This window comes from Massilia forsythiae, assembly GCF_012849555.1.
Lineage (GTDB): Bacteria > Pseudomonadota > Gammaproteobacteria > Burkholderiales > Burkholderiaceae_D > Telluria > Telluria forsythiae.
Window position 1 is genome coordinate 5808436 of record NZ_CP051685.1, and the last position, 20381, is coordinate 5828816.

At 70.5% G+C, this 20381-nt stretch carries 15 protein-coding genes and 1 riboswitch; of the genes, 10 read left to right on the plus strand and 5 right to left on the minus strand.

Going from position 1 to position 20381, the window contains the following annotated elements; genetic code table 11:
- Positions 1–31: 31 nt before the first annotated feature.
- From HH212_RS24345 to HH212_RS24355, 3 genes are read left to right on the plus strand one after another with little or no spacing between them, the layout of a single operon-like run.
- Positions 32–484, plus strand: coding sequence for a hypothetical protein (locus HH212_RS24345; protein ID WP_170204829.1), 453 nt, complete (start codon positions 32–34; stop codon positions 482–484).
- Positions 481–1926, plus strand: coding sequence for a TolC family protein (locus HH212_RS24350; protein WP_170204830.1), 1446 nt, complete (start codon positions 481–483; stop codon positions 1924–1926). The genes HH212_RS24345 and HH212_RS24350 overlap by 4 nt, the downstream gene beginning before the upstream one ends.
- Positions 1923–3299 (plus strand): multicopper oxidase family protein, encoded by a 1377-nt coding sequence (locus HH212_RS24355; protein ID WP_170204831.1) that lies wholly within the window; start codon positions 1923–1925, stop codon positions 3297–3299. Before HH212_RS24350 ends, HH212_RS24355 begins: the two co-directional genes overlap by 4 nt.
- Positions 3300–3322: 23 nt before the next feature.
- Here the strand turns inward: HH212_RS24355 and HH212_RS24360 are convergent, their stop codons facing one another.
- On the minus strand, positions 3323–3571 hold the full coding sequence (locus HH212_RS24360) for a DUF6582 domain-containing protein (RefSeq protein WP_170204832.1): 249 nt from the start codon (positions 3569–3571) through the stop codon (positions 3323–3325).
- A 156-nt stretch (positions 3572–3727) separates the two neighbouring features.
- On the opposite strand from HH212_RS24360, the gene HH212_RS24365 reads away from it, so the two are divergent.
- Positions 3728–4138, plus strand: coding sequence for a hypothetical protein (locus HH212_RS24365; protein WP_170204833.1), 411 nt, complete (start codon positions 3728–3730; stop codon positions 4136–4138).
- A gap of 92 nt (positions 4139–4230) precedes the next feature.
- Here HH212_RS24365 and HH212_RS24370 read toward each other — a convergent pair whose 3' ends face one another.
- Positions 4231–6516 (minus strand): putative bifunctional diguanylate cyclase/phosphodiesterase, encoded by a 2286-nt coding sequence (locus tag HH212_RS24370; protein WP_170204834.1) that lies wholly within the window; start codon positions 6514–6516, stop codon positions 4231–4233.
- Positions 6517–6700: 184 nt separating this feature from the next.
- Between HH212_RS24370 and HH212_RS24375 the strand changes: the two genes are divergently transcribed.
- From HH212_RS24375 to HH212_RS24400, 6 genes are all read left to right on the plus strand, one after another.
- Positions 6701–7099, plus strand: coding sequence for a BlaI/MecI/CopY family transcriptional regulator (locus HH212_RS24375; protein ID WP_170204835.1), 399 nt, complete (start codon positions 6701–6703; stop codon positions 7097–7099).
- On the plus strand, positions 7096–8973 hold the full coding sequence (locus HH212_RS24380) for a M56 family metallopeptidase (RefSeq protein ID WP_170204836.1): 1878 nt from the start codon (positions 7096–7098) through the stop codon (positions 8971–8973). The genes HH212_RS24375 and HH212_RS24380 overlap by 4 nt, the downstream gene beginning before the upstream one ends.
- 49 nt (positions 8974–9022) lie before the next feature.
- A complete protein-coding gene (gene bla, locus HH212_RS24385; RefSeq protein WP_170204837.1) occupies positions 9023–9970 on the plus strand; it encodes a subclass B3 metallo-beta-lactamase in 948 nt (315 codons plus the stop codon).
- 26 nt (positions 9971–9996) lie between these two features.
- Complete coding sequence (gene blaOXA, locus HH212_RS24390) at positions 9997–10785, plus strand: class D beta-lactamase (RefSeq protein WP_170204838.1); 789 nt, start codon at positions 9997–9999, stop codon at positions 10783–10785.
- Between the two features lie 108 nt (positions 10786–10893).
- Positions 10894–11952, plus strand: coding sequence for an AI-2E family transporter (locus HH212_RS24395; RefSeq protein ID WP_170204839.1), 1059 nt, complete (start codon positions 10894–10896; stop codon positions 11950–11952).
- Positions 11953–11995: 43 nt separating this feature from the next.
- Positions 11996–12225, plus strand: a riboswitch (cobalamin riboswitch).
- Between the two features lie 65 nt (positions 12226–12290).
- Positions 12291–14378 (plus strand): TonB-dependent receptor, encoded by a 2088-nt coding sequence (locus HH212_RS24400; protein ID WP_170204840.1) that lies wholly within the window; start codon positions 12291–12293, stop codon positions 14376–14378.
- 191 nt (positions 14379–14569) lie between these two features.
- On the opposite strand, the gene HH212_RS24405 is transcribed toward HH212_RS24400, so the two are convergent.
- The 3 genes from HH212_RS24405 to tssF are packed head-to-tail and all read right to left on the minus strand — an operon-like array spanning position 14570 to position 20298.
- Positions 14570–17251: a heavy metal translocating P-type ATPase gene (locus HH212_RS24405; protein WP_170204841.1), complete on the minus strand. Its 2682-nt coding sequence runs from the start codon at positions 17249–17251 to the stop codon at positions 14570–14572.
- Positions 17252–17302: 51 nt separating this feature from the next.
- Positions 17303–18412 (minus strand): type VI secretion system baseplate subunit TssG, encoded by a 1110-nt coding sequence (tssG, locus tag HH212_RS24410; protein ID WP_229217446.1) that lies wholly within the window; start codon positions 18410–18412, stop codon positions 17303–17305.
- Positions 18403–20298, minus strand: coding sequence for a type VI secretion system baseplate subunit TssF (tssF, locus tag HH212_RS24415; protein WP_229217447.1), 1896 nt, complete (start codon positions 20296–20298; stop codon positions 18403–18405). The genes tssG and tssF overlap by 10 nt, the downstream gene beginning before the upstream one ends.
- Between the last annotated feature and the right edge of the window lie 83 nt (positions 20299–20381).

The window sequence follows — 20381 nt, forward strand, 5'->3', positions numbered from 1 at the left end:
GGCTGTCTTTCCGCATCCAGACGAGGTTTACATGCATATCGTTCGTCCCGATGGCCGCGCGCGCGGCCGTCCCTTGCACCATCTTGCCGCACAGGCGGCCGCCCTGCTGCTGGCCGCCGGCCTGGCGCACGCCGCCGACCCTGCGCCGCCGGCGGCCGGCGCCGCCGACCCGCACGCTGCCGTGCCGCCCACCCTCTATCGCCCGCTGCTGCCGCCCTCCATGCCCGCGGCAGAACCCGAGACCACGCCGGACCAGCGCTGGCGCGACGCCAACGCCACCGTCGCCGCCTACAACGCGATGTCGCTGACGATGAAGGGCATGGGCGGGCACGCCGGCCACGCGATGCCGGCGGCCGGCGACGCAGCGCAATCCGGCCATGGCGCCATGCACACGGCGCCGGCCGCATCCACGCCGGTGCCCGCGCCCGCAGCGGCGCCCGAGCAGCCGCACCAGCACCAGCACCAGCACAAGGAGTCGCCATGAGCGCGCACCGCCACAAGCGCGCGCCGCAGCGCCGGCACCGAACCGCTCCCGCTACGCTGTGCGCCGCCGCACTCGCATCGGCGCTGCTCGCGGGCTGCGCCGGCGTTACACCGGACCACGGCTTCGCCGGCGTAGCCGACAGCACCCGGGAACGCATCGGCGCCACGCCGCGCCTGGCGCAGGACGCCGCCGCGGCGCAGGAATTGCAGGAAATCGTGCGCGCCGAACTGGCCGCGCCGCTCACCATGGACGGCGCGGTGCGCGTCGCGCTGATCAACAACCCCGGCCTGCAGGCGACCTACTGGAACGTCGGCATCGCCCAGGCCGAACTGGCGCAGGCGTCGCGGCTACCGAATCCGGCGCTCGGCTTCCAGCGCGTCAGCGGCCAGGGCGAGGTCGAGATCGAGCGCGGCTTGAATGTCAACCTGGCCGCCGTGCTGACCGCGCCGCTGGCCGCGCGCCTGGAAGCGCGCCGCTTCGATGCGGTGCGGCGCGAGGTCGGCGCCGCCATCGAGCGCCACGCGCTGGAGACGCGGCGCGCCTGGATCGAGGCCGTGGCCGCACAGCAGAGCCTCGACTACGCCCGCCGCGTGCATGCCGCCGCCGAAGCCAGCGCCGAGCTGGCCGCACGCATGCGCGGCGCCGGCAACATCGCCGGGCTCGACCTGGCGCGCGAACAGGCATTCCAGGCGGACGCCGCCGCCGCGCTGGCGCGAAGCGGCCGGCAAGTCACGGCGGCGCGCGAAAAGCTCACGCGCCTGCTCGGGCTGTGGGGCCAGGACACGCAATATACCCTGCCCGAGCGCCTGCCCGACCTGCCCGACGCACCGGCCGAACTGCGCGACGTCGAGCGCCTCGCCCTGGCACGGCGCCTGGACGTGCAGGCCGCCAAGGCAGATGCCGAAGCCACCGCCGCCAGCCTCGGCTTGAGCCGCACCACCCGCTTCGTCAACGTGCTGGAACTGGGCTACGCCGGCAAGTCGGAACGCAGCGCGCCGTCGATGCGCGGCTACGCGTTGTCGCTGGAATTGCCGCTGTTCGACTGGGGCGGCGCCCGCGTGGCGCGCGCCGAAGCGACCTACATGCAGGCGCTGCAACGCGTGGCCGACACGGCGGTCACGGCGCGCAGCGAGGCGCGCGAAAGCTACCTCGACTACCGCAGCGCCTACGACCTGGCGGCGCACTACCGCGACAGCGTGATCCCGCTGCGCAAGCGGATCTCGCACGAGGTCCTGCTGCGCTACAACGGCATGCTGGCCAGTACGCAAGCCCTGCTGGCCGATTCGCGCGAACAGGCCGGGGCCGTCAACGCCTACATTGACGCCCTGCGCGACTTCTGGAGCGCCCAGGCCGCATTGCAGGCGGCGCTGGGCGACCGCATCGACATGCCCGGCGCGCAACCCATGCCGCCCGCGGCGAACCGACACGAGGATCACCAATGACATCCCGCCGAAACTTCATCACCGGCGCCGCCATGGCCGGCGCCGCGGCCGTGAGCAAGGCCGCCATGGGCGCGGTACCCGAAGCGCCGCAGCAATCCTCGGCGGCCACCGTGCCGCCCCCGCCGCCGCCCAACGGCCGTCCCTACAACCCGGTGGTCACGCCCAACGGCTGGAGCCTGCCGTGGCGCATGAAGGACAACGTCAAGGAATTCCACCTGGTGGCCGAACCCGTGGTGCGCGAGATCGCCCCCGGCATGAAGGCCAACCTGTGGGGCTACAACGGCCAGAGCCCCGGCCCGACCATCGAGGTGGTCGAGGGCGACCGCGTGCGCATCTTCGTCACCAACCGCCTGCCGGAAATCACCAGCATCCACTGGCACGGCCAGCTGCTGCCGAACGGCATGGACGGCGTGTCCGGCCTGACCCAGCCGCCGATCGCGCCCGGTAAAACCTTCGTCTATGAATTCACGGCGCGCCACGCCGGCACCTTCATGTACCACCCGCACGCCGACGAAATGGCGCAGATCGGCATGGGCATGATGGGGTTCTGGGTCACGCACCCGAAGGACCCGCGCCAGCACGCGGTCGACCGCGACTTCGTGTTCCTGCTGAACGCCTACGACATCGAGCCGGGCGCCTACACGCCCAACGTCAACACCATGCTCGACTTTAATATCTGGACCATCAACAGCCGCGCCTTCCCCGGCACCGACGCGCTGGCGGTGCGCAAGGACGACCGCGTGCGCATCCGCATCGGCAACCTGTCGATGACCAACCATCCGTTCCACATCCATGGCCACCGCATGGAAGTGGCCGGCACCGACGGCGGCTGGATCGCGCCGGCGGCGCGCTGGCCGGAAGTCACGGTCGACATCGGCGTGGGCCAGATGCGCGCGCTCGAATTCACGGCCGACGCGCCCGGCGACTGGCCGTTCCACTGCCACAAGTCGCACCACACGATGAACGCCATGGGCCACGACGTGCCGAACCTGATCGGCGTCGACCACCGCGGCGTGGCGCGCAAGATCAACGACCTGGTGCCGGGCTACATGGTCATGGGCGACAAGGGCGTCTCGATGGGCGGCATGCGCATGCCGCTGCCGGAAAACACGCTGCCGATGATGGACGGCCAAGGCCCGTTCGGCGGGATCGAGATGGGCGGCATGTTCACCACCATCAAGGTACGCGAAGGCCTGGCGCGCGGCGACTACCGCGACCCCGGCTGGTACGCGCATCCGCAGGGGACGGTGGCGCGCGAGTGGACCGGGCCGGCGCCGGAACCGGTGCGGGCGGCCGCCGCGCCGGCGGCACCGGACGAACCGGTGGCGAACGTCAAGCGCGGCGACGGGCACACGATGCACGACGGACATTGACGCCCGGCCGGCGCCGGCAGGGCTTACTTCTTGCCCTTGCCGATCTCGCGCCAATCGGTTTCGTTGACTTCCACGTCGAATTTCTTCGCCGCGGCGCGGATGTGCTTCCAGGCCTCGTCGCGCTCGTGGTCCGTCACGCCCTGCACCTGGTTGAAGCGGGCGATGGCATTGCGCACGTGGCTGGCGTCTTCCAGCGGTTCCTTGCGCTGCTTGGGAAAAGCGAACTGCTTGGCGGACATGTCGTCGCGGTCTTCCTGGTCCAGCTTGCTCATGATGGCTCCCGGTGTCGATGCAAGAGGACCCGATTATGCATGTTCGGCCGCTGCGGCGGCGGACGCCTGGCGCTGGCAGGCGCGAACGTGATGGCATGCCGATGCCGGTCCTGCTATCCTCGGTGAAGAGCAACTTCGATCCGGATACGCCAGCCCATGGAATTCGCGTTATTCATGCAGGGCCCACGCGGCGCCGCCGTTACCAAGGCTCATGCCGGTGCAGGACGCTACGTCCGGCAGAACGGCCCTCCAGGACGTTTCGGTGTGATCGACCTGATCGTCGAACCGTGCGCCAAGGCGTCACTGGGCTGCTTCCTGAGCTGGGAAGTCGCGGAAGAAAAGATTCCGCTGATTTACCTCGACGGTGTCATTTCAGGGATCAAGAGAGTACTCGCAGACGAATCCTGCTCGGCGGATCGACTTTACGATACCCGCATCCGGGTTGTCGACGGGGCATTCCATGAAACGGATTCGAAGCTGAGCTGCTATTACGTCGCTACGATCCTCGCTTTCAGGTCGGCCCTCCGGGAAGCTGGAATCTATACGCAGCCGTCACCGGATGCTTGACGGCTCCCATGACCGGACAAGGCTCGATTGCGTGAACGCACCCGATCTCGCTCACGATCTTGAACAAAAAAGGGACCGATCGCAAGCCGGTCTCACACGCCGGATGTTTCGTACTGTGCCTGCGCCGGCAAAGCCGCTGCACCGGCCGGCGTGGATGGGGCGATGCCCAGCCGCTCGAGCACCTGCCCCAGCGGCATCGGCCGGTGGTACAGGAAGCCCTGCATGTGCGGCTGCCCGTGCTCGGCCAGGTAGCTGGCCTGCGCTTGCGTTTCGATGCCTTCCGCGACCACGCGCAGGCCGAGGTGGCCGGCCATGGACAGAATCGACTGCACGATCGCGGTGCCGTTGACGTCGTGCGGGGTGCCGTGCATGAAGCTCTTGTCGATCTTCAGTTCGTACAGCGGCATCTGGCGCAGGTAGGCCAGGTTCGAATAGCCGGTGCCGAAGTCGTCGACCGAGAAGCGGATGCCGAGTCCGGCCAGCTCGCGCATGCGCACGATGGTCTGGCCGATGTCCTCGATCAGCAGGCCCTCGGTGACCTCGAAGATGAGCTGGTGCGGCGGCGCGCCGGTCTCGGCCAGCACGGCGCGCACTTGCTGCACGAAGTCCGGCTGGCGGAACTGCAGCGGGCTGACGTTGATCGACAGCGGCATCGCGTGCCCTGCCGCGGCCAGCGCCAGCCAGGCCTCGCAGGCCTGGCGCAGCGCCCAATGCCCCAGCGAGACGATCATGCCGCTCGATTCCGCCACCGGGATGAAGATGTCCGGCCGCACCATGCTGCCGTCGGCGCGGCGCCAGCGCATCAGCAGTTCGGCGCCGGCCGGCGCGCCGCGGTGGTCGACCTGCAGCTGCAGGTGCATCGCCAGTTCGCCGTTGTCCAGCGCCAGCGCCAGGTCGCGCTCCAGCGTCAGCTTGTCCTGGGCGTCGGCCAGCATGGCGCGCTCGAACAGCACCACGCCGTTGCGGCCGGCGGCCTTGGCATGGTACATCGCGGTGTCGGCCTCGCGCAGCAGGTCGTGGGCGCTGGCGCCGGGCGTGAGCGACAGCGCCACGCCGATGCTGGAAGCGATCTGGTAGGCCTGGCCTTCCAGATCGAGCGGCGCGGCCAGCGTGCTGCGCACCAGGTCGGCCATCGCCATGGCGGCGCCGGCGGCGGCAGCCGCATCCGTGCCGAGTCCCTCCAGCAGGACCACGAATTCGTCGCCGCCGATGCGTGCCACGGTGTCGCTCACGCGCACCGCCTGGCCCAGGCGGCGCGCGGCGTGCTGCAGCAGCGCGTCGCCGGTGGCGTGGCCGCGCGCATCGTTGACGTCCTTGAACTTGTCGAGGTCCAGGTACAGCACGGCGCCCAGGTCGCTGCCCGCGCGCGCCTGCTCCACCACCGCGCCCAGCCGCTCCATCAGCAGGCGCCGGTTGGGCAGGCCGGTCAGCACGTCGTAGAAGGCCAGGCGGTGGATGGCGTCGGCCGCGGTGCGGCGTTCGGTGATGTCGCGTCCGACGATCACCCAGTGGCTGTGGCGCTCGCCGGAACGGGCGAACGGGACCATCTCGATCTCGACCCAGAACGCGTCGCCGCCACGCGTATAGATCATCAGTTCGGTGTTGCAGGGCTGGCCCGACGCCATCGCCTGGTGGATGCGCGCGATCGCGGCCTGGTCGGTGCCCGGCCCCTGCAGCACGGTCAGGTCGTGTCCGACGATCGCCTCGCGCGCGTAGCCGGTGCGGCGCAAAAAAGCGTCGTTGGCGAAGGTGACCGGTTGCGCGGCCCCTTCGCTATCGGCGGCCTTGGCGATCAGCACCATGTCGTTCAGGCGCGATACCGCCGCCGAGGTCAGCTCCAGTTCGCCCAGGGACTTCGCCAGGCCCTGCAGCAGCGTGCTGCAGGTCAGGCTCAGCATGGCGCCCACGGTGGTGTAGTTGATGGCGGCGACCATCGAGGCCTTGAGGGGATCGTGCTCCCAGCCCGGCACGCTCAGGCTGATGTGGCCGGTGGCGCCGAGGGCGACCAGGGACACCGCGCCCAGCGCCAGCGACAGCATGGCCGGGCGCAGGCTGAGCAGGATGGATGCGATGAGGGGCGGCCCCAGCAGGTAGCTGAAGCTGGCCGGGCCGATCGACAGCAGCAAGGCGATCGACAGCACGTACACGACCCCGAGGAAATTCAGGACGCGGGTGTTGTACGACAGCTGCTTGAGGCGCCAGATGACGAAGATCCACACCAGCGCGATCGAGTCGGCCAGCGCCACCGGCCACAGGCCCTGCTTGACGAGGAACGGGATGATGGCGAGGGTCGAGATGGCGCCGACCACCAGTACGACGGACAGCAGGGACGCAAAAATGCGTTCGCGCCAGCTGGCGATATCGTTGACATTGACCATGGAAGCTCGGATGGGGGCACCAAACGTGTCGCCGGCGCGGAGGCTAGTTACAATCCAGCATTGTATATTTCGCAGGTGAAATTGTCACGCGATTTATTGCTGTTCGCAATCATTATGCGACAATTGACAACAGTGCGACACCTGTCGCAAAATTGCTTCATTCGTCACATGCTGGAGTCCTGCCATGGCTGTCCCTTCGATCTCCGAACTGAGCCTGTTGAAAGCCTTGTGGCGTCGCCAGCCGCTGAGCGCGCGCGAAATCCACGAGCAGGTCGCCGACGAACTCGGCTGGTCGTTTTCCTCGACCCGCAAGACCCTCGAGCGCATGCTGGAAAAAGGCATGGTGGCGCAGCAGCAGCGCCATGGCGTGCAGGTGTACGAGGCGGTGCCGGACAAGGTCGACACGCTGGCCGCCTTCGCCCACGACTTCGGCAAGCGCGTGATGGAGATCGACACGCCGCTGCCGGTGACCATGTTCACCGGCAGCAAGCTGGTCGACCGCCAGGAACTGGCGCGCCTGGAACAGTTGCTGCAGGATTGGCCGGATGACGAAGCGCCAGGCAGCAAGGACGGCGGCGCATGAGCGGCATCGACCTGTTCGCGCTGCGCTTCGGGCTGGCCGCGCTGGCCAGCCTGGGCGCCGGACTCGGGGTATGGGCATTGGCGACCATCGGCATGCGCCTGCTGCCGACGCTGGCGCTGCAGCGCTCGGCCTGGCTGCTGGGCCAGCTGACCGTGGCCGCCGCCTTTGCATCCGTGCTGCTGCCGCACGGCGACGGCCTGCGCATGGTGCCGGCGATCGCCATCGACGAGCTGGCCGGCATGCCGGCGGGTGCGCCGGCCGCGCCGGCTCCGGCGTCCGCGCCGGCCGCGGCGGCGTTGGCGGCGCCGGCAACGCCGCCAGCCACGCCGGCCTGGCCGGTGCTCGCGGCGCGCGCCTGGTGCGCCGCCTACCTGCTCGGCCTGGCGCACGCGGCCTGGAGACTGGCGCGCGGACAGCGCCTGCTGGCACGCCTGGCCGGCGCCGGCCGCCGCCTGGCGCCGGGCGGGTCGCCGGCCTGCCTGCACGACGGCGTGGCGGTGATCGAAGTCGATGCGCCGGTCTCGCCCATGCTGCTCGGTCCGTTCAAGCCGCGCCTGCTGCTGCCCCTGCACCTGCGCGCCTTCGAACCGCTGCAGCAGCAACTGATCGTCGCCCACGAACTGACCCACCTGCGGCGCGGCGACCTGCACTGGAGCGCGGCGTGCGTGCTGCTGCAGGCGCTGTTCTGGTTCAATCCGGCGATGCGGGTGCTGGGCGCCGGGCTGGTGCAGGCGCAGGAACTCGGCTGCGACCGCGACGTGCTGCGCGGCCGCCCGCCGGCGCAGCGCAAGGCCTATGCCATGGCGCTGCTGGCGCAGCTCAGGCTGCAGCACCCGGCCAACGCCGCGGGGCTGGCGTTCGGCGCCGGCGCCGCCGGCATGAGTGGCGACATGCTGGGCGCGCGCATGGCATTGATCCGCGATCCGGCGCGCGCCCGGCACGGCCGCCTGCGCAGTGCGGGAGCGCGCGCCGCCGCCGTGGCCGCCCTCGCCGTGCTGCTGGGCGCCGGCCTGATGCTGCAGCCGGCACTGGACGGAGATGCCGGCCCTGCCCCAGGCAGCGCGCCGGCGCGTGCAGGCGCGCACACCGGCATGAATCTCAGCACCGGCACCAGCACCGGCACGGCCGCGGCGGCGCCGCTGCACTGCATCGAACTGGTCGATGCCGCCAGCGCACGCCCCCTGCTGCGCCAGGGCCAGTGCGACACCCGCATCACGCCCGCCTCCACCTTCAACATCGCGGTCAGCCTGATGGGCTTCGACGCCGGCATCCTGCGCGACGAGCACACCCCGCGGCTGCCGTACGCGCCCGGCTATGCCGACTGGAACGCCAGCTGGCGCGCCAGCACCGACCCCACCAGCTGGATCGGGAATTCGAACGTGTGGTATGCCCAGCGCGTGGTCGAAGGCATCGGCGCGGCCGCTGTCCAGCGCTACGTCGACGGCTTCGGCTACGGCAACCGCGACCTGTCCGGCGACCATGCCGGCGCGGACGGCAAGCTGCCGGCCTGGGTCGGCTCGACCCTGCAGATCTCGGCGACTGAGCAGGCGGCCTTTTTGCGCAAGGTGGTCAGGCGCGAACTGCCGCTCCAGCCGCGCGCCTACGAGATGACGGCGCGCCTGCTGCGCCTGCCGGGCCTGGTGGACGGCTGGACGGTGCACGGCAAGACCGGCACCGCCTCGCCGCGCCGGGCGGACGGCAGCGAAGACCCCGGCCACGCCTACGGCTGGTTCGTCGGTTGGGCCAGCAAGGACGGCCGCGATGTGGTGTTCGCCGAGCTGGCGCTGGTGCCGACGCAGGAAGGCAGCTACGCCGGCCCGCGCGTGCGCGACGATTTCCTGCGCCGCTTGCCTGCGCGCCTGCGCGCCTTGTGACGCCCGGCGCGCCCTTCATCCACTTCCACGCCAGCCACCGATGACCCACATGACGCCATCCCGCGATGCGCTCGCCGCTTCCCTGCCGCTGCCGTTTGCCACCCTCTTGCGCGGCGCTTTCCTTTGCGCCGCCCTGCTGCCGGCCGCACCGGCCACGGTGGCGGCGGCCGGCTGGGACGACCCGCAGCAACCGTTCGAGCTGTTCGGCGACACCTATTACGTCGGCACCCGCGGCCTGAGCGCGGTGCTGGTCACCTCGCCCGCCGGCCACGTCCTGATCGACGGCGCCGGTCCCAACGGCGCAGCGCAGATCGCGCGCCACGTGCGCCGCCTCGGTTTCCGCGTCGAGGACATCCGCTACATTCTGAATTCGCACGCCCATATCGACCACGCCGGCGGCATCGCCGCACTGCAGCGCCGGTCCGGCGCCACCGTGGTCGCCGGCGCGGCGGCGCTGCCGGTGCTGCAAAGCGGGCAGCCGGACCGCAACGACCCGCAGGCGGCCAACCTGACGCCGATGCAGCCGGTCGCCGGGGTGCGCGCGATCGGCGACGGCGAGACGATCGCGCTCGGCCCGCTGCGCCTGACCGCGCACGCCACGCCCGGCCACACGCGCGGCGGCACCAGCTGGACCTGGCAGGCGCGCGCCGGCGCACGCACGGTGGACATGGTCTACGCCGACAGCTTGAACGCGATCGGCGACGACGCCTTCCGCTACGGCGGCAACACCCGCTATCCGGCGGCGCGCGCCGACATCGAGCGCTCCAGCGCGCTGCTCGCGGGCCTGCCCTGCGACATCCTGGTGTCCGCCCACCCCGAGCAGAGCGGCCTGTGGACGCGGCTGGCGCGCCGCGCCCGCTCCGGCCAGGCCGCCTTCATCGACCGCAACGCCTGCCGCGCCTACGCCGACGCAGCGCGCGCCCGGCTGCGCGACACGCTGGCGTCCGAGGCGGCCGCGGCGCACCGATCGATCACTGAAGGAGGAAGCCGGCGATGACACAAGCGACGATGAAACAGACGACGATGAAACGATGGCTGGCAGGTGCCCTGCTGTGCGCCTGCGCGCTGGCGCACGGCGCCGAATGGAAGGAAGATGCGCGACTGGAACGCCTGTTCGGCGACCAGCACGTGCATGCCACCTTCATCGTGCACGACCTGGCCGCCGACACGTACACGGTGCACGACCGCCGCCGCGCCGAGACGCGCTACATCCCGGCATCGACCTTCAAGATTGCCAACAGCCTGATCGGCCTCGCCACGGGTGCGGTGGCCAGCGTCGACGAAGTGCTGCCCTACGGCGGCAAGCCGACCCGCCGCCCGGAATGGGCGCACGACATGTCGCTGCGCGACGCCATCCGCGTCTCCAACGTGCCGGTGTACCAGGGCCTGGCGCGGCGCATCGGCCTGGCGCGCATGCGCGAGGGGCTGCGCCGGCTCGACTACGGCAACATGGACCCGGGCACGGTGGTCGATACCTTCTGGCTGGAGGGACCGTTGACGATCAGCGCGCTGGAACAGACCCGCTTCCTGGACAAGCTGGTGCAGGACCGCCTGCCGCTGCCGCAACCGGCGATGGCGGCCGTGCGCGCCATCCTGCGCCAGGAAGGCGGCGCCGAGCTGTACGCCAAGACCGGCTGGGGCGTACGGCCCGATGCGGACGCCGACATCGGCTGGTGGGTCGGCTGGGTGGTCAAGGACGGCAAGGCCCATACCTTCGCCTTGAACCTGGACATTCCAGACGACGCCACCGGCGCCAAGCGCGTACTGCTGGGCCGGGCGGCCTTGCAGGCGCTCGGCCTGCTGTCGCCGTAAAGTACGGCGCGAAGTGCGCCGCTATGTGGGCCGGCGAACGGGAAAAACGCGGCGGGTGGACTATCATGTGTTCCATAACCATTACCAAAATGACATGATCGACTTCCTATGACCCAGTTGACCCTCCAGCAGAAATGCTTCCTGCTCCTTCTCACCATCGTCACCATCGGCTTCGTCTGGATCCTGATGCCCTACTTCGGCGCCGTGTTCTGGGGCATGGTGTTCGCGATCCTGTTCGAATCGCTGTACCGCCGCTTCCTCGGCGTGACCAAGCAGAAGCCGACCTGGGCCGCGCTGCTGACGCTGCTGACCGTGATCGTGTCGGTGCTGATCCCGCTCGGCCTGATCACCGCCTCGCTGGTCAACGAGGCGGCCACGGTGTACAGCCGGGTCGGCTCCGGCCAGATCAACTTCGCCGAATACTTCCAGCGCATCCTCCACGCCCTGCCAAGCTGGATGGTCGGTTTGCTGGAGCGCTTTGGCCTGACCAGCATGGCCTCGCTGCAGCAGAAGCTGACTGCCGGCGCCACCCAAATCAGCCAAACCGGCGCCAAGTACGCGCTCAACTTCGGCATGAACACCTTCGACTTCCTGGTCGGCCTGACCGTGATGCTGTACCTGCTGTTCTTCCTGCTGCGCGACGGCGAGTCGCTGGCGCGCCGCATCCGCCACGCGGTGCCGCTGGGCCGCAAGTACAAGAGCCGCCTGTTCGACAACTTCACCACCGTGATCCGCGCCACCGTCAAGGGCAACGTGCTGGTGGCGGCGGCGCAGGGTGCGCTGGGCGGCCTGGCGTTCTGGTTCCTGCACGTGGAAGCGCCGCTGCTGTGGGCCGTGGTGATGGCCTTCCTGTCGCTGCTGCCGGCGGTCGGCGCCGCCATCGTGTGGGTACCGGTCGCCATCTACTTCCTGGCCACCGGCGCCATCTGGCAAGGTGTCTTCCTGGTCGTGTTCGGCGTGCTGGTGATCGGACTGGTCGACAACCTGCTGCGCCCCCTGCTGGTCGGCAAGGACACCAAGATGCCGGACTACGTGGTGCTGCTGTCGACCATCGGCGGCATGGAGCTGTTCGGCCTGAACGGCTTCGTGATCGGGCCGGTGGTGGCGGCCCTGTTCATCGCGGCGTGGGACCTGTTCGCGTCGGCGGAGGAATTCCACGATGAGTGAGGCGCGGGATGCGATAGCGGTTTTGCAAAGCGATCCCATGCACGTATAATCGCCCGCGCCTGGTGCAGCGCGCATGGTTCCATGCGCAGTTAAACGGGAAACACATGGCCATGCCGCCGCGCGCGGCCGGCCAGGGTGTGCTGCCCCCGCAACGGTGAACAAGCGTCGTCGCCGACGACAGGCCGTCTCGAACAACCACTGTGTCCATGGACATGGGAAGGTGGGACGGTCCGGCTTGCGAGCCCGGATACCGGCCAGGCAGGTGGCGCTTCAGATGAGGCGCTGTTCAGTCGTACCCGCGGGGAAGCGGGTGAGACTGCAGGTTCACGTATCCATCAATGAAACCATCCCTGATCCTCGGCCTGGCCGGGGCGCTGTGCGCCGTCGCGCACGCACAGGCGCAGACCGCGCCCGATTCCCTCCCATCGCAACAACAAGACCCGGTGCAGCCGATCCCGGCGACGGTGCGCGTCAGCGCCCACTACGACAACGGCGTCGGCACCGCGGACGCCGCCAGCGAAGGCACGGTCACGGCCGCGCTGATCGCCAGCCGGCCGGCGCTGCGGCCGGGCGAGGTGCTGGAATTCGTGCCGGGCGTGATCGTCACCCAGCACAGCGGCGACGGCAAGGCCAACCAGTACTTCCTGCGCGGCTTCAACCTCGACCACGGCACCGACTTCGCCACCTTCGTCGACAGCATGCCGGTCAACATGCGCACCCACGCGCACGGCCAGGGCTACACCGACCTGAACTTCCTGATCCCGGAACTGATCGGCAAGATCCACTACCGCAAGGGGCCGTACTACGCCGACGAGGGCGACTTCGCCTCGGCCGGCGCCGCCCACATGGGCCTGGTCGACAAGCTGGACCGGGGCCTGGCCGCGCTCACCGTCGGCGCCGACGGCTACCGCCGCGCCGTGGCGGCCGATTCGAGCGCGCTCGGCGCCGGCAACCTGCTGTATGCGGTCGAGCTGGCGCACAACGACGGCCCCTGGCGGACGCCGGAAGCCTTCCATAAATCGTCGGCGCTGCTGCGCTGGACCGGCGCTATCGGCATCGACCGCTTCAGCTTGACCGCGATGGCCTACCGGGGCGCCTGGCACGCCACCAGCCAGATCCCGCTGCGCGCGGTGCAGGGCGGCGCGCTCGACGAATTCGCCGCGGTCGACCCGAGCGACGGCGGCCACACGGCGCGCTACAGCCTGAGCGCCGAATGGCGCCGGCGCACGGCGGACACGCTGAGCGAGGCGCATGCCTACGCGGTGCGCTCGGACCTGGCGCTGTACAACGACTTTACCTACTTCCTCGACGACCCGGTCAATGGCGACCAGTTCCTGCAGACCGAGCGGCGCAAGATGGGCGGCTTCGACCTCGCCCACACCTGGTTCGGCCAGCTGGCGGGACGGCCGATGAACAACGCGGTCGGGCTGCAGGGCCGCTTCGACCGCATCGCGCCGCTCGGCCTGTACGCGAGCGCACGCCAGCGCATCCTGTCCACCACGGCCGAATCGCGCGTGTCCGAAGCCAGCGCCGCGGCCTGGTTCCAGAATACGGTCCAGTGGACGCCCTGGCTGCGCTCGATCGCCGGCGTGCGCTGGGACCGCTACCGCTTCGACGTGGCCAGCTCGATCCTGGAAAACAGCGGCACGGCCGACGACCACGTCGCCTCGCCCAAGCTGTCGCTGGTGTTCGGGCCGTGGAACAAGACCGAGTTCTTCGCCAACTACGGCGAAGGCTTCCACAGCAACGACGCGCGCGGCACCACCGCGCACCTAGCGGCGCGCGAGCTGGAACCGGTGGACCCGGTGACGCCGCTGGTGAAGACGCGCGGCGCCGAGATCGGCGCGCGCAGCGAGATCGTGCCCGGCCTGCAAAGCTCGATGGCGCTGTGGGGACTGCGCTCGGCCTCGGAACTGGTGTTCTCGGGCGACGCCGGCGACACCTCGCCGAGCCGCGCCAGCAAGCGCTCCGGCATCGAGTGGAACAACCATTACGTGGCCAACCGCTGGCTGCTGCTCGACCTCGACCTGGCCTGGTCGCGCGCCCGCTACACCGGCGTCGACGCGGCCGGCGACCACGTGCCGGGCGCGGTCGAGAAGGTGGCTTCGTTCGGCGCCACCGTCAACGATGCCGGCCCGTGGTCGGGCGCGTTCCAGCTGCGCTGGTTCGGCCCGCGCCCGCTGATCGAGGACGACAGCGTGCGCTCCTCCAGCACCGCCATCGCCTACCTGCGCGCCGGCTACCGCATCGATCGGCGCTGGCAGCTGACAGCGGACGTGTTCAACCTGTTCGACCACAAGGCGAGCGACGTCGACTATTACTACGCGTCGCGCCTGCCGGGCGAGCCGGCGGGCGGGGTGGACGATATCCACTACCACCCGGTGGAGCCGCGCACGCTGCGGTTGACGTTGCGGACCACGTTCTGACCAGTACCATTTTTGACCAGCACCATTGATACCGTCGTCCCCGCGAAGGCGGGGACCCATACTGAGTATCCGAAGTTGTTACGTTGAAGTACCGGGGCTGTTCCGGGATCACTGGGTTCTGTTGGCTCTGCATGGGTCTCCGCCAAGGGGGCCGCCTAGGCCGGGGACGACGTATATGCGCTATCGGGTCATCACCCGCCGGCGCGCGCCGTCACCGGGTAGCCGGCCGCGTCGATCGCCTCGGCGATCCGGCCCAGGTCGGCGCCGCTGTCGATGGTGACCTGCTTGGTCGGCAGGTCGATCTCGACCCTGGCATCCTGGTCGACTTCCTGCACGGCCTTGGTGACGCGGCCCACGCAGTGCTTGCAGCTCATGTCTTCGACGGTCAGTTGGTACATCGTGTGTTCTCCTGTTGGCTGCGGCGCCGGATGCGCCGCGTTCACAATGGGCGCCGGATGCGCCTCGTTGCTTGATGGCGCAGAGTGCGCCGTGTCGGTCGATGGCGCAGGCTGCGCCACATTCTCCATCGTTTGCGGCACTGCCGCCGGCAACAGCGCCAGTGCCGGCAGCTCCGCTTGCGCAAGCGGCGCCGCCGCCACCGCATCTGCCGGGCGCCAGCGCCGCAGCAGCAGCGCATTGGTCACCACGCTCACCGAGCTGAGCGCCATCGCCGCACCGGCCAGCACCGGATTGAGCAGGCCGAGCGCCGCCACCGGAATCCCGACCACGTTGTAGACGAAGGCCCAGGCCAGGTTCTGGCGGATCTTGCGGTAGGTGCGGCGCGAAACGTCGATGGCGTCGGCCACCAGCAGCGGATCGCCGCGCATCAGCGTCACGCCGGCCGTGTGCATGGCGACGTCGGACCCGCCGGCCATGGCGATGCCGACGTCGGCCGCGGCCAGCGCCGGCGCGTCGTTGATGCCGTCGCCGACCATCGCCACCTTGCTGCCGGCCGCCATCATGGCGCGCACCGCGTCCGCCTTGTCGCCCGGCAGCACCTCGGCCGTGAAGCGCTCGATGCCGAGCTGCCGCGCCACGGCGGCGGCAGCGCCGCGGTTGTCGCCGCTCAGCATGGCCACCTCGATGCCCAGCGCCCGCAGGCGCGCCACCGCCGCCGCGCTGGTCGGCTTGACGCGGTCGCCGAAAGCGAGCAGGCCGCGCACCTGCAATGCACCGGGCAAGCCGGCGGCCAGCCAGGACACGGTGCGGCCATCGGCTTCGTGGCGGCGCGCCGCGTCGTCCAGCCGCCCGGTCGCCACGCCGAGTTCGCGCATCAGGCGCCGGCTGCCGAGATAGACCGTCTCGCCGTCCACGCGCGCCTGCACGCCGCGGCCGGGCAGCGCCATGGCGTCCAGCGCCGGCAATGGTGTCGACAACGGCGCCGGCGCGCGCGCGGCGGCGGCCGCCGTGTTGGCGTACACATCGTCGTCGATGGCGGATGCCTGCGTGCTGCCCAGCCGTGCCTGCGCCGCTTCGCTCACGGCGCGCGCCAGCGGGTGCGTGCTGCCCTGCTGCACCGCCCACGCCAGGGCCAGGACGCGGCGCGGATCGTCGCCTTCCAGCGCCACCACCTGCGGCCGGCCCTCGGTCAGGGTGCCGGTCTTGTCGAACACCACCGCCTGCAGCGCATGCGCGGTTTCCAGCGCTTCCGCGTCCTTGATCAGGATGCCGTGGCGCGCGGCGGCGCCGGTGCCGACCATGATGCCGGTCGGCGTCGCCAGGCCGAGCGCGCACGGGCAGGCGATCACCTGCACCGCCACCGCGTTCAGCAGCGCCTGGCGCCAGTCGCCGGTGGCCAGGCCCCAGCCGAACAGCGTGGCCAGCGACACCAGCAGCACCGCCGGCACGAACACCGCGCTGACGCGGTCGACCAGGCGCTGGATCGGCGCCTTGACGGCCTGCGCATCCTCGACCATGCGGATGATCCGGTTGAGCATCGTGTCCGCGCCGACCGCCGTCACCTCGACCAGCAGCAAGCCTTCGCCGTTGACCGCGCCGCCCGTGACGCGCGCGCCCGGCCCCTTGGCCACCGGAAGGCTTTCGCCGGTCAGCAGCGATTCGTCCAGGTGGCTGGCGCCTTCCAGCACGCGGCCGTCGGCCGCCACGCGCTGGCCCGGCGCCACCACCAGCACGTCGCCGCTGCGCAGCGCGTCCGGCGCCACGGTGACGTCGCGGCCGCCGCGCCGCACCAGCGCGGTGGCGGGCCGCAGCGCTTCCAGCGCGCGGATCGCCTGCACGGTCTGGCCGCGCGCCCTGCCCTCCAGCCACTTGCCGAGCAGGACCAGCGTGATCACCACCGCCGAGGATTCGAAATACAGGTGGTGCGCGCCGGACGCCAGCAGCATCCACAGCGACAGCGCATACGCCGCGCTGGTGCCGATCGCCACCAGCAGGTCCATGTTGCCGGCGCCGGCGCGCAGCGCCTTCCAGCCGGCGCGGTAGAAACGCGCACCGAGCCAGAACTGCACCGGGGTCGCCAGCAGCAGTTGCAGCCAGCCGGACGCCATCCAATCGATGCCGAGCGGGCGCAGCAGCATCGGCGCCGCCAGCGGCAGGCTGAGCGCGGCGGCGGCGGCCACCGGCCACCACGCCGGCAGGCGCGCGCCCTGTTCCTGGGCGCGGCGTGGCGCGGACGTGCGCGCCTGGTCGATGAGGTCGGCCTCGTAGCCGGCCTTGACCACCGCGGCGGCGAGCAGCCCGGCATCCAGGCCGGCGCCGCGCACGCTGGCCTTTTCGGTGGCCAGGTTGACGCTGGCATCCTGCACGCCCGGCACCGCCGCCAGCGCCTTTTCGACGCGCGCCACGCACGAGGCGCAGGTCATGCCGCGGATGTCGAACTGCAGCGCGGGGGTGTCCTTGACGATCGCTTCCATGGTGTTCTCCTGTCTCACCCTGACAGGATATGGCTTCCCACCATGGGAAGGTCAAGGGTTTTGTACGGGAAGCGGCGGCAGCGGCGGCAGCGGCGGCATGGGCCGCAGTTCGTAGCGCATGTCGGCGCGGTCGCGCGCGGCCGGCGCGGTGGCGAGATAACTGTCGAGGCCGAGACGGCCATGCGCTGCCGGCGGTGCATCTCGGTCCGCTGCGCCGCCCAGGCGGATCGCCCGCACTGCCTCGCGCCGCAGCACCAGCACGATCTCGTAGGCCAAGGTCGGGGCGGCGAACAGGCCGAGCAGCGTGCGCAGGGTGGCGGCCGCGGCGCCATGCGGCAGGAAGCGCTCGAACTGTGCCTTGCCCAGCGGGCCGATGCGCACGCGCACGCGCAGGTCGGGCCGCCAGCAGCGCGCGCCCAGCAGCGCGGCCTGGCCCAGCACCGCGTTGGCGCCGCCCAGCGCGGTGCGCTCCGGTGGCGCCAGGCGGTCCCAGTGGCCGATGCCCTCTTCCACCGCCACCGGCACGCCGAACACGTCGGACAGCATGCGGCCCAGCAGCGCCGCCGAGGCCGGCCCCTGGCGCAGCACGCCGGCGTACAGGGCCAGCAGGCGCCGGTCCACGCCGGCCGGCAGCGCCGCGGCACCGGCGCCGCCATGCAGGCTGCCGCATGAAAAACCGCCCAGCGCCAGCAGCAGCGGCAAAAAGGCGTCGCCCGGGCCGGCCACCGCATGCTCGATGCGGTACTTCCTCCAGGCGCCGTAGAACAGCGCCAGCATGCGCGTCGACAGCATGTCGAGGAAGGCGCGCGCCGCCTCGCCGTCCGGCCCCTTGTCGAGCGCCTGCGCTTCCTGGATGCGTTCCGTCACGTGCGCCGGCAGCGTGCCGTGCGCGCCCAGCAGGCCCATGAAGGTCGGGGTCAGGCGGAACTGCGGGCCTGACACGCCGGCGCGGCGCACGGCGTCGCCATGGCGCTCCAGCGCCAGCGCTTCCACCTGGCCGGCCGGGAAGCGCAGAGAGAGGCTGTTGGCGAAGCGCAGGTGCTGGTCCAGCGCGCGCTGCGGCGGCACCCCGCGCTCCTCCAGCCACAGCAGGAGCAGGCGCACCGCCTGGAAGAATTCGAAGCGCTGCGGCTCGGCCAGCAGGCGCTCGATCACAGCCATTCCCGCACGCTGGTGCGCGGCGCGCAGGCCAGGATCTCGCGGCCGCTGCGGCTGGACACCACCTGCAGGCGGGTGAAGCAGTTGATCTGGGCGTTGAGCGCGAAATAATGGTCGAGCACCTGGGCGAACACGTACAGGCCGGCGCCGGCGAAGGCGTCCTCGTCCACCGTCAGGCGGATGCCGATGCCCGGCATCAGGGTCGATACCGGTGCCGAGCGCACCCAGGCGCGCACCGCGCCGTGCTCCAGGCCGACGATGCCGCCGATGCGGCGCTGCACGTCCGGCGAGCGCGCCAGGTCGTACAGCGACAGCATTTTCTGGAAGTCCGCCAGGCCGGCCATGATGGCGCCGCCCGGGTTCAGCGACAGGTGCGAGATCAGGCGCCAGTGCGCGCCCTTGGCACTGTCGAAGCGCCAGCTCGGCGACGGCTTGCGCAGCATGCGGATCGGTGCGATGCCGGCCAGTTCGTCGGTGCGCAGGTCGCCGTGCGCACTGCCGTAGCGCAGGTGGCTCGGGTGGTCGCGGTTGGTGCAGGTGAGGTCGCTCGACAGGGTGGCGCCGGTGGTCTCGGTGCTGCGGAAGTCGCCGTCGATCAGGGCGATGCGCATCTCGTGGCCGGGACTGACGGCGGCGGTAGCGTGGTCGCGCCGGGTGATCCAGTAATGCATGCGGCCGCCGGCGCCGGGCCGCTCGCGCGTGCGGTCTTGCTCGGGCTCCTCCGCTGCGCCATCCAGGCCGCAGTCCAGCGTGTACAGCGGCGCGAAGCGGGTCACGCCGGCGCGGTGGCCGCCTTCGCGCACCAGGCGCACCGCGTCCACGCTGTGGATCTCGTAGGCGCCGGCATGGGCGCTGTCGGCCAGCAGCGGGTAGTCGGCGCTGGTATAGGACAACTGCAGCGGCGCCCCGGCCTTGGGGAACAGGTTGATCACCGGCGTACAGCCGGGCAGCAGGTTGTGCGCGTCCAGGCCGGACAGCAGGTGCGCGGTATCGGAATCGGCGCCGATGCCGCTCAGCGCCAGGTGCAGGGTGAAACGCGCGCAGCGCGGCGGCAGCAGCGCGCGCAGCTCGTCCAGTTCCAGGTCGATGAAGTTGAATTTTTCCGGGTAGCAGAAGTATTCGGTGAGCAGGCGCAGCGCCGGATGCGAGCGCGCCGGGAACGGGATCATAGCGTCGTCTTCGGCAAAGCCGGCCAGGCGCAGCGGAATGCGCGCCAGCGGCAGCCAGGCGCCATCGCCCTCCGGCTGTACCCAGGCGCCGGCGCAGCGCAGGAACAGCGCATCGACAAAGGCGGCGCGCAGCGAGGCTTCGCCGTCGGCGAACAGGCGCAAGGTCGGCGGCAGCAGCGCCGGCAAACCGGCGTGGGCGCCGCCGGCCTGCTCGATCGTGATGGCGATGCCGCTGCCGGCCCCGCGCGGCAGGCGCAGCGCGCGCGGCGGCGCCAGCAGCGGCGCCCACGCCACCCGGCTCACCTTCAAGGGCGCCAGCACCACGTCGTAGACGGTGCGGAACAGGCAGATGTTGTCGCGCTCGGCGCTGGTGCGTAGCATGGTGCCGCGCGCCAGCATCGACGGCGTTTCCGGAATCTCGGCCTGGTCGCGATAGCCCACCTGAACCACGGTATGCGAGGGCAAGGGACGCAGGTAATGCGGATACAGGCTTTCCAGCAGCGATTCGGTGAACTTCGGATAATCGTCGTCGAGGCGCTTCTTGATGCGTGCGCTCATCAGGGCCACCGACTGGATCAGGCGCGCCACGCTGGGGTCGTCGTAGCTGTCGCCGGACAGGTGCAGTTCGCCGGCGGGCTTCGGATAGCGGGCGCGGAACTCGCGTGCGAACTGGCCGAACAGGCCCAGTTCTTCCTCGTAATAACGCAGCAGCTCGTCCATGTGTTCCACCTGTAATTGCTCAAAACCAATGTCTATGCTCCCACCCGCGCCTTGTCGATACCTTGCGGACCATCAATACCCGG

What these genes read in the sequence shown, in the direction of transcription:
- HH212_RS24365 (WP_170204833.1), top strand. Translation starts at nt 3,728, where the DNA reads ATGGAATTCGCGTTATTCATGCAGGGCCCACGCGGCGCCGCCGTTACC.
- HH212_RS24405 (WP_170204841.1), bottom strand. Translation starts at nt 17,251, where the DNA reads ATGGAAGCGATCGTCAAGGACACCCCCGCGCTGCAGTTCGACATCCGC.
- HH212_RS24395 (WP_170204839.1), top strand. Translation starts at nt 10,894, where the DNA reads ATGACCCAGTTGACCCTCCAGCAGAAATGCTTCCTGCTCCTTCTCACC.
- blaOXA (WP_170204838.1), top strand. Translation starts at nt 9,997, where the DNA reads ATGAAACGATGGCTGGCAGGTGCCCTGCTGTGCGCCTGCGCGCTGGCG.
- HH212_RS24350 (WP_170204830.1), top strand. Translation starts at nt 481, where the DNA reads ATGAGCGCGCACCGCCACAAGCGCGCGCCGCAGCGCCGGCACCGAACC.
- HH212_RS24370 (WP_170204834.1), bottom strand. Translation starts at nt 6,516, where the DNA reads ATGGTCAATGTCAACGATATCGCCAGCTGGCGCGAACGCATTTTTGCG.
- HH212_RS24355 (WP_170204831.1), top strand. Translation starts at nt 1,923, where the DNA reads ATGACATCCCGCCGAAACTTCATCACCGGCGCCGCCATGGCCGGCGCC.
- tssF (WP_229217447.1), bottom strand. Translation starts at nt 20,298, where the DNA reads ATGGACGAGCTGCTGCGTTATTACGAGGAAGAACTGGGCCTGTTCGGC.
- HH212_RS24375 (WP_170204835.1), top strand. Translation starts at nt 6,701, where the DNA reads ATGGCTGTCCCTTCGATCTCCGAACTGAGCCTGTTGAAAGCCTTGTGG.
- HH212_RS24380 (WP_170204836.1), top strand. Translation starts at nt 7,096, where the DNA reads ATGAGCGGCATCGACCTGTTCGCGCTGCGCTTCGGGCTGGCCGCGCTG.
- HH212_RS24360 (WP_170204832.1), bottom strand. Translation starts at nt 3,571, where the DNA reads ATGAGCAAGCTGGACCAGGAAGACCGCGACGACATGTCCGCCAAGCAG.
- HH212_RS24400 (WP_170204840.1), top strand. Translation starts at nt 12,291, where the DNA reads ATGAAACCATCCCTGATCCTCGGCCTGGCCGGGGCGCTGTGCGCCGTC.
- tssG (WP_229217446.1), bottom strand. Translation starts at nt 18,412, where the DNA reads ATGGCTGTGATCGAGCGCCTGCTGGCCGAGCCGCAGCGCTTCGAATTC.
- HH212_RS24345 (WP_170204829.1), top strand. Translation starts at nt 32, where the DNA reads ATGCATATCGTTCGTCCCGATGGCCGCGCGCGCGGCCGTCCCTTGCAC.
- bla (WP_170204837.1), top strand. Translation starts at nt 9,023, where the DNA reads ATGACGCCATCCCGCGATGCGCTCGCCGCTTCCCTGCCGCTGCCGTTT.